Origin of the sequence: Arenicella xantha (assembly GCF_003315245.1) — a bacterium.
GTDB classification, from domain to species: domain Bacteria; phylum Pseudomonadota; class Gammaproteobacteria; order Arenicellales; family Arenicellaceae; genus Arenicella; species Arenicella xantha.
Window position 1 is genome coordinate 718,081 of the sequence record NZ_QNRT01000002.1, and the last position, 15,404, is coordinate 733,484.

Here is a 15,404-nt window from a genome sequence, read left to right on the forward strand (position 1 = left end):
TGGCTAGTATTGATTTAGACCGCCAATACTAGCCGCATAAAATTACTGTTCAACTTGCAGCAATTACTCGAACTTCCTAACTATTGGAGACCCGCCGACCATGAGCAACACAACACTTGTTTGGGACCTGCCAACTCGCCTGTTTCATTGGCTGCTGGTGCTGGCCGTTAGCTATTCATGGATCAGTATTGAAATACTAGAAAATATGCAGCACCACTTTTATGCTGGCTATACGGTACTGACGCTTCTACTGTTTCGCGTAATATGGGGAATGATCGGTTCGTATTATTCGCGATTGAGTCGACTAGTGTTCCCAGTCTCGGAGATCACTCGCTATGCGAAACAGCTGTTTAGCCGCTCGAGCGATGTTGCAATAAACAACTCGGCGCTCAACGATTCCAGCAAAAAGAGCGCCTATCTGGGTCATAATCCACTCGGCAGCTTGTCGGTGATAGCAATTCTGTTAATACTGATAACCCAGGTAGGCTTGGGACTGTTCAGCACCGACGATTACGCCTTTGGACCTTTAGCCGGCTTGGTCAGTGCTGACATGCGCAGCACGTTAACTGAGTTGCATCATGACAATGTTACATTGATATACGCAATCCTTGCGCTACATATTCTGGCTATCGCTTTTTACCAGTTCTTCAAAAAAGAGTCGCTGACGCGCGCTATGGTGACTGGTAAAAAGTTAGGTGAACCGTCAAATATCAATAAAATACGTAGCACTTGGCTTGCGCTCGTAGTGTTGGCTATCAGTATCGGTGCGGTTTATTGGCTGACCACCGCCTTTATCGACCAATTACCTCAAGCCGATTACTACTAGCGATTGACCAGATTGCCAACTGACTGCGCTCCACCGCAGTCAGTTATAGCGATATGCTAGTCCTTTACTTTGTACTCGCGATGACAAGTGCCACAAGCTTTACTGCCAAAATCACGCGGATCAAAACCCGCCATCGCGTCTGCGTCGGTCAAACCTTGGCTGAGCGTGGTGAGGTTCGAGGCTTTGTCTTTAAAGTCAGCAAAATCTTCCCAAATTTCCGCTTTAGCGCTGCTTCCCTCTGGAATGCTGTTATCAATCGCAAAGCCCTCTTCAATCAAGGTCGAAAGGTAGGCTAAATCTTTAGCGTGCTGGGAGAAAGCTGGCTGATCATCTCGACCCTTTGCTTGTGCTAACTGCCCAAGTTTCCAAGCAAAAGTTTGAAACAAACTAGTTCTAAACTTGTACGCGCGTTCCTCAGGTGTCGGTTGCTTATCCTGTGCGAACCCTATGCTCGAGAACGAGAGAGTCAACGCGGTAACAACTAGCGAGCGAATCAAAACATGCATAACAACATTCCCATAATTAGTTAGTGTGTAGACGTCAAAATTACCACAAACCTGAGTCGGCGTGTAGCACTCTATTGCGGCGTTACACAATTAACCACAGTGGCAAGCAGTTGTGCTCGATTCATACGACAGCCGAAATACAAGAATGCTCAGCTAGCTGGTCAACCGCCGTCTCCATAAAATTGTCCAATTAGCAGTGAGAGCAACGGAGGCAGCAACAAGCAATGGACAATTTCATATTACATTTGGATGGGGATGGGGATGGGGATGGGGATGGGCACAATTTGGTGTTACCCGCTTTTTTCGTTGGCATACTTTTTCCCCCAGCCTGATCGGTGGCACTCGACACCATAGCAGCTCGTCCATGACGCTACTGGCTCACTCCGTGTAATCATGCGGTGTGCCACGGAACTAGCCGTGCACCACATCATAATCTATAAAAAATCATAAACACTGCAAGGAATAACACTTGCAGTGTTCACTTTCGCGCATACATTCAGCGGCGCTGGACTCAATTATTGTGTGCTGATTTGACGTCTCTGTAGTTCAAGTTCTTTTCTTTGTAAATCAATACGTTTCTGCTTGAGCGCAATCAACGCAGCTTCAATATCCATTTTCTCTTGCACCAAAGCGGGACGACTGGCAACGGCTTCGGCTTTGGCGGTTTCGACTTCGACGACTTCGGCCTGCTCTGAGCGCGCCCATTCACAGACAAGTCCGCCGAGCGTCAAACGATCGTCATCACAGATATCAGCATAGTCTCCAGAACACCACTGGTCCTTGCCCGCTCCACGTCGGATGGTTAGCGGCTCGTCAATACCGTCACATCTGGCCTCAGCGACCCAAGTACGGACGCCTGCGATCTGAACGACTTCTTTAGTACTCACAATATCTTTTGCAAAAACTGATGAGGTTGATGCCGCAAGAACGATTGCGGCAACTATTTGTGTTGCTTTCATTTTTAATAACATTTTGTCTGACCTGCCCCAAAATGGTGGCTTTACTGGCAATTTCTTGGTAAACCGGCTTATCGAGAGCCTCGTTGCCCATCTGCGCGCTATTCTATAACGGATGCAAGCCAATTCCCGACGAAAGAATGGCTGTCTTACAGCATAATCTACTTAGAATTGCTGAAATTTGGATGAATATTCTTGGATTCGTATTAACTTCTTTACAATGAGCAAGTTAGCTGTCAATTGAACAATATCAGAGGTGCTCTTGTCGAATCCTAGTTACGACTATACCTCACCCCAACAACCCATCGCCAACCGGTACCTAAGATGCTAAGAACATTCGTTGTCATGACCACTATCATAACTGCATTCACGGCAGGCCTTGAGGCCATAGCGGCGACCAATCAGGATAATGACTTTATCCTTTTCGCAATTCCACCGTTAGTCGCAAATACCGCAGCTTCGTCAAGCAAACCCGGCGCTGATAACACGGGCTTTAAGATGAATGCCAACGTGCAAACAATTAATCAGTCAGTCGTCATCAGCGAGCCGAACGCCGAACTGAAAGATCGGGACATCAATGGCTGCGTGTCGGTTGCTGCCGACAATGTGCGCATTCGCAATGTACGAATCAATTGCGCAGGATTTTATGGTATCAAAGCTAACTCCGGACACAGTAACCTGCTGATCGAAGATGTCGAGATATTTGGCATGCAGTCGGCCGGTATACTGGGTTCAGATTTCACTTTACGTCGTGCCAATATTCATGACTCAGGAGCGGATGCGATAAAGCCGGGGTCAAACGTAATCATTGAGGCGTCGTGGTTGCACCGACTGGGCAGTAAAGCGGGGTCTCATTCAGACGGCGTACAAATGGTATCGGGAAACAACGTTACCATTCGAGGCAACAACATTGATATGCCACATGATCTAAGCGGCTTCACTAATAGCCAATGCATGATCATTCAGACTAATAACGGCCCCATAGATTCAATTTTGATCGAAGACAACTGGTTGAACGGCGGCGGCTACTGCGTTCAGATCAACGACAAAGGAACTGGCTTTGGCCCGCCGACCAACGTGCAAATTATTGGCAATAAATTTGGCAAGGATTGTCAATTTGGGATTTTACGATTCGGTGGTAGCTCACCGGTATTGCGCGATAATATTTATGAGTTTAACAAGGCGCCAATTGGATCAGACTTTACACTCTGCGGTGATGAGCACAATTAGACTTGAACGACTTGCATGAACGACCTGCCGACACGCCAAGCCCCGAGGTTTAATTAGCCTTGGGGCTCGATATGTCAACTGAGTCTAGTAGCCAAATTGTCTCGTTTGACCAAAACAACGAAGTCAATCACGCGCCGACAAGCTACAGAATAATGAATTGGTTAAAGTCGCCCCGCATACAATGATTGGACGCCATCGACGCGCTGTAGGCGCCAGCATTAATCAACGCTAGAAAGGCTTGATCTTGCATATCTGGCAACATTGCGTCTTCGGCCCATAAGTCTAATGCCTCATTGATGTTACCCGTGACATGATGCGCTTGTAACGAACCACCATTCCACTGCAACGGAACAGGTTGAAACGGTAGCTGATAATATGCAGGCTCAGGGCAGATATTAAAGCCGGCATCCGTGCCCAGAAATAACGTCTGACGTTTGGTTTCAAGGTAGGTTTTACCCAATAGGAGAAGTCCAGCGTCCTTAACAATGTAATCGCCGGGTTCAACCTCGATATGCAAATTTTGATGCTGATAATGTTTTGCAATCAGCGTTGCCCAAGCGTTTAGGTCCAAGTGACCATCGGTCTGAACATGCGGTACGCCTAAGCCACCGCCTATATTCACGCGCTCAATGGTTTCGGCGGTATCGATAAACCATTGACTGGCACTAAGCACTTTATCCAGCAGAGGGAGCTGCTCAGTCAAATAGCCACACCCAGTATGAAAATGGATTTTAGTAACGCGTAGATTGTACTTTCGTGCCAGCGCCAAGGCGTCGTTAAACTGTTCTCGATACACTCCAAACTTACTGGTTTTATCACCGGCATAAAGCAACTTCTCGTTATCCCCTCGGCCTATTCCGACCGCAGGGTTAATACGAATTCCAATACTGCTGCCTGGTCTATGCTGCCCCCAACGTTCAATTGCGAAAAGCGAGTCACAATCCATACTCAGCCCGTCATAGCTGGCCAGCAATGTGACATCTCGCTCCGAAAGACTACCGGCCGTAAAGGAAATATCCTCAGGTCTAAAGCCACAACTAACTGCATGCACGACCTCTTGCGGCGAACACGCATCGATACCGCATAAACCACTTAACTTAAGCATGGTTAACAAGGGCGCAAAGCGATTCGCTTTCATGGCATAGCACAGAGTATGTTGACTCATGCCTGCTGATTCCAGGGCGCCATGTACTCGGCGTAAATTGGCCTTAATTCGTGCCGCCGAATACACATAAGACGGCGTGCCAAAACGCTTCGCTAAACGGGTAACATCATGCTCAGCAAAATGAAGTCGCCCATCAATATACTCAAGACCCGGACGTTGCCACCAACCGAGTGGATCAGCTTGGTTCACTACGAGCGATCTCCAAGCATTCCAGCGTAGCCAGCTTGCTCAGCGCTCAATTCCGCTTCTGGTTGTTGTAAGCGACCGTAGACCCATCCGCGACAACTTGGCGTTGCACAACCGCAGGGAAATGATTTAAACAAATAGTCTTCGGTTTCAGCGTAGTCCATATACAGCCAGCTATGCGACGGAATATCACTCAACGCAGTAACCAACATAGTGTTCATATCGAGCGAAATATTAGGTTCGCAGGAATGCAAAAAATACCCCGAAAAATACGGATCAAAATTATGCTGGTCTGGTGAAATCTGCAAGGTGTGCTGACGGACTTCATCAATCACATGGCCGCTCATGCGCGCCAATACCTCGCCTTGCTGCCAGGAGCGAAAGGTAAAAACACCGCTGCCAGCGGTTTCGTCTTTAGCACGGACTTCAAAATCTAAGGCGCTGGGAAACAGCGGATCACTGCCAAATAAGCTTGGATAAAGCACTAGAAAAACCTCCAAATAGATAAAACGTACCTCGGAGTCCATACTCTTTTGGAGATTCGCTCTTTGGAAGGGGCTGCACTTCACATTCCTTGAAATTCATCGAGGCTAACGCCGACCGATGCCCTCCACAGACTGCTGTGCAATTTTGTGTTTTATACATCCAATTTGGTTAGTTAGGCAACAACTATATGCATCCGCGATGCAAATAATTTTAGCTGCGACGCGAGGCAGTGTATGGGGCGGATGATCGAGCTCAAAGCGATGGCTTTTATCAAAACTCTATCGTAACCAGTATCGAATCCGTATAGACACCGGCAGGTACGTCTTGTCCTGCTGGAATTAACGCAAAACCAGTAAATAATTGGGTTTGATCTAGCAGGCTTACCGGAAATAGCCCCGCTAACAACGAGCCACTTCCTGCCTCTCCCCATGGAGTTGCAAGACTCGGTGAGTTGTAAATTTGATACGATAGTTCATACCCGTCTGATACTAGCTTTCGTTGAGTTGCTCCCGAAAGCGCACTGGATAGTCCGACCTGAAACGGCAAAGACAGCCCTAAAGAAAGACCGTCGGCAAGACAATCGACAGTCACCGACAATTGAGACTGAGTCGGTGCTCGGTCAAATGGGTTATAGCCTCCAAAGTCGAGATCATCAGCGGTCACTTCGACACTCAAGCAAGCATGTGAGACTGATGACGACAGCGAAATAAACAGCAAAAACAGCTTATACCAGCACATCTCAAATCGGCCTGCAGGCTGACTGTAAAGTCTACTTAAGGTCGCATTCAAGCGGCGCGATTGTTTGATTTTTTTCATCATCAAATTCTTCCAGAAAAACGTTTATGGAGCAGCTTAAATCACGATATTGCAAATCAAAGCGACGTGGTTTATCTAAGCCTTTTAGATACACTTGCCCACGTTGTGCAACCGTATACGATTGTCCGCTCATGCGTTCAACGGCGCGCGTTCCGATTGGCAAAGGGTCGCCATCAGGCGTGAGTAAAGTAATCAACGCGGCGTACTCCCGAGCAACGCCAAAATCAATTTCTACGCCGCCTCTGAAGTACGGTACGACCTTAGATTTATTAGTGCTTATTGTGGCACTCAAGGGCAAATCGGTGGGGTCGACGCTAACCTCGTTCGCACCATACGGCAGCAAGTCAGTTACGATTGCATAGCCGTCTCGATTACTCCGCGTAGCTAAGCGGTTACCGCGATAAATATCCACATCCGAGTAGCCAGCTAAATCCACCAGTGCAAACCCAGTTCTCAACGGGCGTTGTAAAAACACATTACGCTTCGCCACCACGAATGATCCCTGCGTACTCGCCGTTAACGTGGATTGAAACTCGTCTTCCACGGCACTAAAATTCCACAAACTAGTGCGGGTATTTACATCGAGCGTGGCGACGCCGCGGACCGCATCACTGTTATCAGAATGGTCAACCCTGAGTCGATAGCCGTAGCCCAAGTCACGTGGTGCCGAGCGTCGAAAACTAAGCGAACTACGCGCAACCTGCTCAGCATCAGGTCGAACACTTCGTTTAACGTCAACCTTTGCCGATCCACGATAGTCGGCTCCAAAAGCATGCGACAAAGCAATATTTACATTGTAATCTTTAAAGTCGTTTAAGCCGTCCGCAACACTGGCAAACTCCCGACCTTGAATCACACTGCCCGACAGCGTGAGATTAGTATTGCGTCCTAAACGCTGAGTGTAGGCCAGCGACACCACCTCAGAACTCGATGCATCGTCGAATTCACGATTGGAATACACCAGCGAGGCGGAACTGTTTGGCATCGGCGCAAACCGCACGCTGGCGGTCCAGTCAGATTCAATACGGTTGCGTCCATCGGCACTCCCTAATTGTCGAAAATCTGGACTAAATCGACGACCACGTACACCGAAGCCAAAGCGTTGCACTTGACGCTCAATTGATGCACTGAGCGACGTGCCAGCGCCTACCTCCGCGTCACTTGCCATCGCCGAAACCGAAACCACTCCGACCTGAGCCAATGCCGCCGAACCGGCCACTCCAATCAGACGATGATCTTGCGACCACTCACCGATCACATCACCGGTAAACCAATCACTTAAGCCGCGACGATATCGCCCTGCAGCAAACCGTGTGCCATAACGATTACTTTGTATCGAGTACTCTTCACGCAATGCCCCGAGATTGACTTCGTAGTCGCTAGTTCCGCGCGACAGCAAATTGGTGCTAACGTAAAATGGAGTGGTAAAAACTTGCTCACGACCGGTTAGATCTGTCACTACCACCTGAATTTCTCCAGCGCCATTACTGACCGGCGGCCGATCGATAACAAATGGCCCGGATGCTGATTCCGTACGATACCGAAGCGATTCATTGATAAACAAATCCACTGTCGATTGCGTTGCCGCTTCACCATATAGTTTTGGAACTGGGTATCGAATAAAACCAGGCTCAATCTCAAATCGAGTACCCCACTGGATTCCACCGAAACGATAAGCTGACCCGAGACTGCTACCACTTGCTGGTGTGGAAATCGCATCACCGAGAGTAAAACGCGATCGCATACTTGGAAAGTCTTTGATCCATGCAGTATCCAACCGAGTATTAACCGCGTCGTTGGTCACGTCGCGCATTAGAAACTGGCTAGCTATGGTCGAATTTTCAAGCGTAACACCGAGTTCGAAAAGCGCATTCGCTCGCTCTAATGAGCCGCTTCGAGTTGCCGTTATGTTGTAGTTACCAAACATAGAAAGCACGTTCGCCATCGGTTCCACATAACTTGAACGAGACCCACTCAAGAGCCGGCTGGCGAATGCTCGCGGATCGATTTCAAGACTCAGCAATTGCCTCTTTTGATCGATTTTTATGCTGACCGTAGGTAATTGAGTAAGCTCAATATAATCATCGCGCAGTAGTATTTTACGATCAGTAGGCACCACGAAGCGCCGCGTGGTAAGTAAAACCAGTGGCACCCAGAGTTGATCGTCCTCTCGGATAATCTTGCTGCCACTACTAACTAGTTCGCCATTCACTTCTACCGCCAATATATCGACCTGAGCGGCTTTTTGCGCGGCCTTTAGGGCTCGAGGGTTAGTATGCGAAATGGCATCATCGCTAGCCGCCTGAGCGGAACTAGAAAATAACACAAGGGTAAGACACAGGACTGCGCCTCGTCCAGCGTGTAAGAGTTGTTTGTCGCAAAGTAGCTTCACGCCTATCACTCAGATGTCGCTTGCGTACAAACCTGTCTTGATGAGGAAACCGTCTGTTCAATGCTTGTACCATTGAGCACGCTTGCCACCACGGCAAATCGATTAGGGAGATTCAACCCTTCAGAATCAATGTCCCACCATGTAGCCGCCCCGGCGAGTAAATATCTCGGTCGCGCGATAGAATGAACAGGATCAGCCTGGCTGGTCGCGGCTATTTTAATGCCGGTAATCATTGTGTGTTTGGTGCCAACATTGTCAGCGCTGAGTCTGAGCTTACCATCACAGGCTTGCTCTGCACTCCACTTCACTATCGGCTTAAAGTCATCAGAGGCAATAAAGATTGGCAGACTAAGTCGTAAATTGACTTGCACTCCGGTTCCCTTTGGAGCTTGGGAGCCTGGTACTTCAGACAGCATTAGACGATAGGTTTTTTCACTACCACTTGGTTGTTCAGCGACATAACCAATACGCACGGTCTGATCTTTACCCGGATCAATTTCAAAAATCGGCGGCGAAACAATAACATCGTCCGATGGCTCCAATACCGACTCACCATTAACCTGAGTCCACAGCATGACTTGAGACTGAACTAAAGCGACAGTGTCGCCACGATTTTTGACCGTCAAGCTAGATATTGGCTTTTCGCTGTCAAGGTAAAGCCTAATTGGCAGTACGCCCAGCGACGCGGCAACACTATTGGCTGAAACCAGCAACGCACTAATTAGAATACTAACCCTTAACAGCTGGCGCGTAATACGAATAGAAATGTTCATCCACTCTCCCCACTGAGTTGATGAAGCCTTGGCCGCAAGAGCTTATAGCGACGGCTAGACTCGACTGTAAGATAAGCTACTCTCGCTAATTATTATGCAATACCAGCACAATAATCTTGGTTACTCGTTCAGGCCATAAAATAGAACGATAAATTTGACCTGAACGCTTACGGATAAAAGAGCTAAGAAAACTAATTAGCTAAAACGTGACCGTTGCAGTCACTGGATTATCTCGATATGTTCCGGTAGGAACATCTTGCCCCAATGCTATGGTACCGCTCATAACAATCGGTAACGGGCCAACCAACGTACCTAGCCCTAGCCCGAAAAAGGTGTCTCCACCAACTCCAAGCACACCGGGTGAATTACCCCAATTGGTCGCACAATTAGTCAGAATCGCGCTCGCCACCGGCAATGACAAAACACAGCCAAGGGTATAATCAAGCGTCTCGGTACTACCATCCTTAATCATTTTACGATCCGCCACACCGGTACCATTTTGCCCAGCGTCAATACCAACATCGAAAGGCGTTAACAAAGTACACTCCACATCGATAGTTGAAATAGCACTCAGTAACGGAACAGCATCAAGCGGGTCATAGGTGCCAAAATCGAGATCATTAGCCACAATCTCACAGGAATCCGCCACCAGCACTCTGACCTCAAAGGTGTCTGAGTCAGTTGCGCTAAACGCCGCATTTGATAACAATAGACTTGCGCAGAAAGTCGCGCTAATTTTCGAAAAATGTTTCATTAAAATCCCCCTTTTAGTTTGCTTTTTAATAGCTGGCTCAACTCATATCGAATCGCCCCAACCTCTCGCACTAACTGTAGAAGAGTGGAAAATTTTTAAAGTTCGACGTGGCACTTATTTGCCGCCGTTGGCCACACATACGTTCATAGTTAAACCCTCAACATGAACTACCAACAAGTGCCACTTTGTCGAACCTGTAGACTTAAAAATGTTCCCCCGAAACTCATCCACAAAAATAGCTTGTGCCAAATTTTTTAATTTGTCAAACACATTTTTTTTCAATTATTTATAATATAAATGATTAATATATAAGACATATTTTAAGTTTGAGTGAAATCTTTAAGCAACACATTCAAATGCTTAGCTGAAAAATAATATGCGCTTCGTGGCCTCCGCATTCCAGCGCAAGCGATATCAACAACACTATTCAGCACACTGATACTCGCATTTCACGTACGATTAAACCGCCTCGATTAGCGCATAAAATACGGTGATCATTGGTTCATAAAATTAGCTTTTTTCTACACTCAAACATGGTGTTAATCGACCTTTAGAATGGGCAAATTCAGTATCGAAAATTAGCGACTATTGAACATGCCCAAACTACTCAAAAAAGTCCAACTTGATCAATGAGTCTAGCCGCCTCAAAACCCCGATAAATAAATGCCTTAAGCGTCATTTCTGAAACTTAGTCTGAATGACGAAGCGTTGCTTATCGCGAAATTTGCCACCGGTGGCTAGATAGCCCTATTTACTTTAAACTGGGTATGAAAAAACAGCGCAAATAATACGCGCTATCGGGTCGTAATTAATCCATCAATATCTCGAGTAAATCTAACTATGAACGCATCTTTACTTTCTTTATTTCTCCCCTTTATTTTATCTATCGGTTTGCACAGCGAGAACGCTGCGGCTAAAAACCCATTAGATTTCGGCAGTAATATTCGTACCGCCGACCCATCAGGACATGTTTGGAATGATGGACGAATGTATTTATACACATCACATGACCAAGAGTGCCAACCTGATTTTTATATGAAAAATTGGCATGCATTTTCTTCAAATAATTTGGTGGATTGGACTGATCACGGCCCAATTCTGTCGGTAGACGACCTCAGTTGGTCAGATAATTTCGCATGGGCACCAGACGCAGCGTACAAAAATGGCAAGTATTATCTGATTTTTCCAGCCGGCACTGGCTATAAGGACCGAGTTGAACCGGAAAAAAGTACTAAATGGATGGGAATTGGTGTTGCGGTCAGTGACTCACCGACCGGACCGTTTAAAGATGCGATTGGCAAACCATTATGGACCGAACCCTACGCTAACGACCCGAGCTTGTTTATTGATGACGACGGACAAGCCTATTTGTATTTTCATGCGCAAGGCACGGATTACCATGTAGCCGAGATGTCCGACGACCTACTCAGCATCAAAGGTGACTTTATTGAAATGGACATGGGGGGCTATGAACCAAAAATGGAAGGTCCTTGGGTATTCAAACGCAACGGGCTCTACTATTTCACTATGCCTGAAAATAACCGCTCACTTAGTTACTACACCAGCGAATCACCCAAAGGACCTTGGACTTACAAGGGTATTTTTATGCAATCAGAAGGTGGTAATAATCATCACTCAATCGTTGAGTACCACGGGCAGTGGATATTGTTTTATCACCGCTGGCTCGACATCAATTCAACTTGTCACCGCAAACAGCGACACACTGCGGCAGAATATCTCTACTTCAACGATGATGGCACGATTCAACCTGTAGAGCGTACCCTTGAGGGCGTCGGTGATTTTCCGTCAAAAATATCAGACACATCACAGCGCTAATCTATAAATCGCAATGCTCTTGGTTTATGTGCGGAGTCATCAACCAAGAGCTTAACCCTACTCGCCCTCGATCCGAGTGTGTAGACCGATGTAACTTCCGACAAATCCACCTGCCAGCTGTGTGCTCAAAATAGTCGCATCAGCGTCGTCCAAAACAGTTATCACTTGATCCGATGATTGATAAGAAAAGCTCGCGACCGCGCCTTGGATCTCCACTCGTAACCTTAGTTCAGTTGAGGCTTCACCGGGCTGAGCAGCCAGCAGAGCGACCTCCTTTAAGCGACTAATTACGCCGTTTTTGACTTGCTCAACAAATACGCTATAACCACTATCAACTCTCGCGACAGCGAAATAGAAGTGAAAGCCCTCACTTTGAAATGCCGCCATTCCGACCGAATAGCCCGATTCAACAGGTAAACTAAGCGCTGTTTCGGCGACGTAATTAGTGTGCTGTTGACGTCTACCTATAAATGCCGGCTGACCAAAATCACTCAAGCGAATTGGTAATGCTGACAAACGAATGCCCGGCCGCCCCTTATTTATTTGGTACCAATCATGTCGAACCGAGGTACGTAAAAAGTTCCAATGATGTGCGAGCTGAGGTGAATCAAAGTTGTCGCGCCAGGTGAAGTTTCCAGTTGTAGGCTCAGCCCCGCCCTGATTCTGACTCAAACCTAACGGCAGCGGCAAACGACTCGGCACCGGCGTGTTTGGCGGCAAAATGGTTGGCCAACCATCGCGCCACTGAATCGGAAGTAGGAACGTCTCTCGACCGGTACTAAAATGTACTTTGTGGTAATTTCGCACGCCGAGGAACACAGCCCACCAATCGCCATCTGGAGTCTCTACCAAGTCGGCGTGGCCAGTGGCATTTATAGGATTGGGACGGTCAGCCGGTAGATCACGTTGAGTTAAAATCGGATTTCCACCATAAGGCTCAAAGTCTGCGGTCAAAGACTTAGCACGAAACACAACTTGAGAGTGGCCGTCACCAGTGCCGCCTTCAGCCGCGGACAAGTAGTACCAATCACCTACTTTATAAAGGTGCGGCCCCTCAATCCAAACCGGTTGCTGCGATATATCAACGCCACCATCAACCAAGAGTCGCTTTGACTCTGGTTTAATCGAGTTGCGATCTAAGTCAAATTCCCATATCCACAGTGCACGATGCCCCTCATACTCCGGAGTGCTCGGCGGTGGGCCATTGTGCGCGATATACACTCGACCACCGTCAAAAAAGATATCGGGATCAATACCACCGTTCAGCTCGGGCAGCCATACTGGGTCAGACCAAGGACCATTGATGTCCTTAGCCGTGATCAAAAAGTTTTCCCCAGCGTCAATTGCAGTGGATACTAGGTAAAACACACCATCGTGAAAGCGCAATGTTGGAGCGAAAATCCCGCGAGACATTGTTACTTGTCGACGAAAATTGAGATCCCTCTGCGACTCTAGTGCGTGTGTGACAAACCGCCAGTTAACTAAGTCACGACTATGGTATATCGGCAATCCAGGCGAGTATGAAAACGATGAGTTGACTAGGTAATAATCATCCCCTACCCGACAAATACTCGGATCCGGATGGAACCCAGCAAGGATTGGGTTTTGATACATACCTTCCGGCAAGCGTGGAGAGAAGACGGAATCATTGCCTTGATACTCAAACCAATGAAACTCGCCTACCTTCTGGGAGCCTACCGCTAGCGGCCCTAGGAACGCATTACCCAAGGTTATAATTAGCAACAAGGCCAAGCGTAACTTCATGATATTGATACCTTCAATATTTTATTGTCAACAAGACTATAACAATAAACGTCAGAGCACCAGCGCTGTATAGAGGGAGAGCAACAGGTGCGGTATCTCGAAAATCAGCCGTCACGCGTTTATCAATGCGTTTTTCTGATCTGTCGCAATGGTTGCGATTACACAATAACCTGTTTCCTCACAAGAGTTTGGGGCATACTAATGCGCTAATGCCTCTCATCAAGCGCATCGCTTAGAAAACGGTTTTGAACGCCACTAAACACTGCAAAATTTCCGTTCGTCGTTGGGGCGGGCAGGAAGACGACTATCGCCCAATCCACGATTTTATCGACAGTACCAAAATCTTATGTGCTGATAGTCGGCACCGCGTGTTTCACACAATGTGGGCGGTCAATCTGATTGTGGTGCCGTTGTTCGGGCATACCATCGTCAATAGTGACGGTAACGAAGTCGACACCAAAGACTTATGTGAACGGGACCACCTGTTGGTCGATTATGCGAATAAATTCATTCCCACATTAAACGACTTTGTTGGCGCCATTGAGATAGACTCGGCGCCATTGAAAGTTACAATTAGGCAGCAGGTAGAAACCCTACACCAGCGCTACGCAACCAACAGTGAGCTAAGCAAACTATTGCTCTCGCCACTAGATATCACCGGCAAATTTGAATCTCTACTACTGACTCATAACAGCTGGTTCTTAAATAGCGTCGCCACACAGTTGTTTGAGCTTGATAGACGACTAACTGATTTCGACCTTTCACCTGACATCGCATTCACACATATGCGATTCGAATCTTGGATGGACAACGGCTTAACGTTTCCGCCCAGCGCTAAAAAACTACAAACTATAACCAGCAGGAGTTAGCTAATGGCTAAATATGTGATACGCCAGTATCAGTTTGGATACAACGATGAGTGCTACTATATAAGCGGCTCGAATATTCTTAAGGTTTACGATAACGAGGCTGAAGCTGAAGCCGCGTATCGTAAACTAGAAGTCGCACACATTCGCAGTGCCGAATTATCTGAGCAAAGCTCATTATGGGACGCAGGTGACGACGAACTCAAACCGCTGAACGACTTCGTGCAGTCAAAAACGGGCAAGCACTTGTTCGCCGGCGACCGACCTGAATACAACGACTCACTTCCTACAGAGTTAACAGACGACGAAGTGCTTGAATTCGGCAAACTGGCGGACATTCAAGGCTACAAGCTAGTCACGTTTGAAAACGAGCCACTGTTCTACGCTATTTGGATTTTCGGAGAAGACGAAGATTGGCACAAGGACTACGATGAATATTCAACCAGCCTGGTGTACTCAGAGTCACGTGAGGAGATTATCGAGAGCATCGGCGATGTCGCTTACGATCAATGGTACGACTACAAAATAAAGGGCACGCTCGAAGAATTGAGTGACAGCCCGGCTCTACTCGCCAGCCTCTTGGAAAACACCAAAAAGATGAAGTTCGTGGAAAAACCGAACAAGTCTTTCATTAAACTCAAATCTGAAGATGGTGCGGCGCTTACTGCTCTTAACGAACTACTCAAGGAACCGTTATTTGCGATAAAGGAATTGTCACTCGAGCAAGTGTTAGAGATAGAAGAAGAGCTGGCAGAGGAGTCAGAGTACTAAGTCTGCCTTAAACAAACTACCGACTAACTCTAATGCCCCGCACTCAGTAGTGCGGGGCAAGCTAATAGATAGCAAAA

General features: G+C 47.3%; 14 protein-coding genes. 5 read left to right on the top strand and 9 right to left on the bottom strand.

The genetic code is table 11. The features are described 5' to 3' along the window. Positions 1-100 precede the first annotated feature (100 nt). Positions 101-826, top strand: a complete 726-nt coding sequence (locus tag DFR28_RS08930; protein WP_113953985.1) for a cytochrome b/b6 domain-containing protein — start codon at positions 101-103, stop codon at positions 824-826. Positions 827-882: 56 nt separating this feature from the next. Here DFR28_RS08930 and DFR28_RS08935 read toward each other — a convergent pair whose 3' ends face one another. Together DFR28_RS08935 and DFR28_RS08940 are read right to left on the bottom strand one after the other, a co-directional pair. Continuing rightward, positions 883-1,332 (bottom strand): c-type cytochrome, encoded by a 450-nt coding sequence (locus DFR28_RS08935; protein WP_113953986.1) that lies wholly within the window; start codon positions 1,330-1,332, stop codon positions 883-885. Between the two features lie 515 nt (positions 1,333-1,847). Continuing rightward, entirely contained in the window at positions 1,848-2,291 is a 444-nt protein-coding gene (locus DFR28_RS08940) for a hypothetical protein (RefSeq protein WP_147250976.1), read from the bottom strand. Positions 2,292-2,633: 342 nt separating this feature from the next. Between DFR28_RS08940 and DFR28_RS08945 the strand changes: the two genes are divergently transcribed. Next, positions 2,634-3,518, top strand: coding sequence for a right-handed parallel beta-helix repeat-containing protein (locus DFR28_RS08945; protein WP_170132038.1), 885 nt, complete (start codon positions 2,634-2,636; stop codon positions 3,516-3,518). A gap of 142 nt (positions 3,519-3,660) precedes the next feature. Here DFR28_RS08945 and DFR28_RS08950 read toward each other — a convergent pair whose 3' ends face one another. The 6 genes from DFR28_RS08950 to DFR28_RS08975 all read right to left on the bottom strand — a co-directional run bounded on the left by DFR28_RS08950 (position 3,661) and on the right by DFR28_RS08975 (position 10,090). After that, positions 3,661-4,872, bottom strand: coding sequence for a type III PLP-dependent enzyme domain-containing protein (locus DFR28_RS08950; protein ID WP_113953989.1), 1,212 nt, complete (start codon positions 4,870-4,872; stop codon positions 3,661-3,663). Next, complete coding sequence (locus tag DFR28_RS08955) at positions 4,872-5,396, bottom strand: SET domain-containing protein (RefSeq protein ID WP_211316935.1); 525 nt, start codon at positions 5,394-5,396, stop codon at positions 4,872-4,874. Before DFR28_RS08955 ends, DFR28_RS08950 begins: the two co-directional genes overlap by 1 nt. 229 nt (positions 5,397-5,625) lie before the next feature. Continuing rightward, positions 5,626-6,171: a Csu type fimbrial protein gene (locus DFR28_RS08960; RefSeq protein WP_170132039.1), complete on the bottom strand. Its 546-nt coding sequence runs from the start codon at positions 6,169-6,171 to the stop codon at positions 5,626-5,628. Further along, positions 6,125-8,497, bottom strand: coding sequence for a fimbria/pilus outer membrane usher protein (locus DFR28_RS08965; protein ID WP_113953991.1), 2,373 nt, complete (start codon positions 8,495-8,497; stop codon positions 6,125-6,127). The genes DFR28_RS08960 and DFR28_RS08965 overlap by 47 nt, the downstream gene beginning before the upstream one ends. 71 nt (positions 8,498-8,568) lie before the next feature. Beyond that, positions 8,569-9,336: a fimbrial biogenesis chaperone gene (locus tag DFR28_RS08970; RefSeq protein ID WP_113953992.1), complete on the bottom strand. Its 768-nt coding sequence runs from the start codon at positions 9,334-9,336 to the stop codon at positions 8,569-8,571. Positions 9,337-9,535: 199 nt separating this feature from the next. Next, positions 9,536-10,090 (bottom strand): Csu type fimbrial protein, encoded by a 555-nt coding sequence (locus tag DFR28_RS08975; protein ID WP_113953993.1) that lies wholly within the window; start codon positions 10,088-10,090, stop codon positions 9,536-9,538. Between the two features lie 840 nt (positions 10,091-10,930). Here DFR28_RS08975 and DFR28_RS08980 point away from each other — a divergent pair. Continuing rightward, complete coding sequence (locus tag DFR28_RS08980) at positions 10,931-11,926, top strand: family 43 glycosylhydrolase (RefSeq protein ID WP_113953994.1); 996 nt, start codon at positions 10,931-10,933, stop codon at positions 11,924-11,926. A gap of 57 nt (positions 11,927-11,983) precedes the next feature. On the opposite strand, the gene DFR28_RS08985 is transcribed toward DFR28_RS08980, so the two are convergent. Continuing rightward, positions 11,984-13,690, bottom strand: a complete 1,707-nt coding sequence (locus tag DFR28_RS08985; protein WP_113953995.1) for a glycoside hydrolase family 43 protein — start codon at positions 13,688-13,690, stop codon at positions 11,984-11,986. Between the two features lie 245 nt (positions 13,691-13,935). On the opposite strand from DFR28_RS08985, the gene DFR28_RS08990 reads away from it, so the two are divergent. Beyond that, complete coding sequence (locus DFR28_RS08990) at positions 13,936-14,559, top strand: DUF6915 family protein (RefSeq protein ID WP_113953996.1); 624 nt, start codon at positions 13,936-13,938, stop codon at positions 14,557-14,559. Between the two features lie 3 nt (positions 14,560-14,562). Continuing rightward, positions 14,563-15,327, top strand: a complete 765-nt coding sequence (locus DFR28_RS08995) for a hypothetical protein (RefSeq protein WP_113953997.1) — start codon at positions 14,563-14,565, stop codon at positions 15,325-15,327. Positions 15,328-15,404 lie beyond the last annotated feature (77 nt).

Excerpts from the sequence above, each read along its gene's own strand:
- DFR28_RS08975 (WP_113953993.1), bottom strand. The coding sequence starts at position 10,090 with ATGAAACATTTTTCGAAAATTAGCGCGACTTTCTGCGCAAGTCTATTG.
- DFR28_RS08930 (WP_113953985.1), top strand. The coding sequence starts at position 101 with ATGAGCAACACAACACTTGTTTGGGACCTGCCAACTCGCCTGTTTCAT.
- DFR28_RS08960 (WP_170132039.1), bottom strand. The coding sequence starts at position 6,171 with ATGAAAAAAATCAAACAATCGCGCCGCTTGAATGCGACCTTAAGTAGA.
- DFR28_RS08935 (WP_113953986.1), bottom strand. The coding sequence starts at position 1,332 with ATGCATGTTTTGATTCGCTCGCTAGTTGTTACCGCGTTGACTCTCTCG.
- DFR28_RS08995 (WP_113953997.1), top strand. The coding sequence starts at position 14,563 with ATGGCTAAATATGTGATACGCCAGTATCAGTTTGGATACAACGATGAG.
- DFR28_RS08945 (WP_170132038.1), top strand. The coding sequence starts at position 2,634 with ATGACCACTATCATAACTGCATTCACGGCAGGCCTTGAGGCCATAGCG.
- DFR28_RS08955 (WP_211316935.1), bottom strand. The coding sequence starts at position 5,396 with ATGGACTCCGAGGTACGTTTTATCTATTTGGAGGTTTTTCTAGTGCTT.
- DFR28_RS08980 (WP_113953994.1), top strand. The coding sequence starts at position 10,931 with ATGAACGCATCTTTACTTTCTTTATTTCTCCCCTTTATTTTATCTATC.
- DFR28_RS08985 (WP_113953995.1), bottom strand. The coding sequence starts at position 13,690 with ATGAAGTTACGCTTGGCCTTGTTGCTAATTATAACCTTGGGTAATGCG.
- DFR28_RS08940 (WP_147250976.1), bottom strand. The coding sequence starts at position 2,291 with ATGAAAGCAACACAAATAGTTGCCGCAATCGTTCTTGCGGCATCAACC.
- DFR28_RS08970 (WP_113953992.1), bottom strand. The coding sequence starts at position 9,336 with ATGAACATTTCTATTCGTATTACGCGCCAGCTGTTAAGGGTTAGTATT.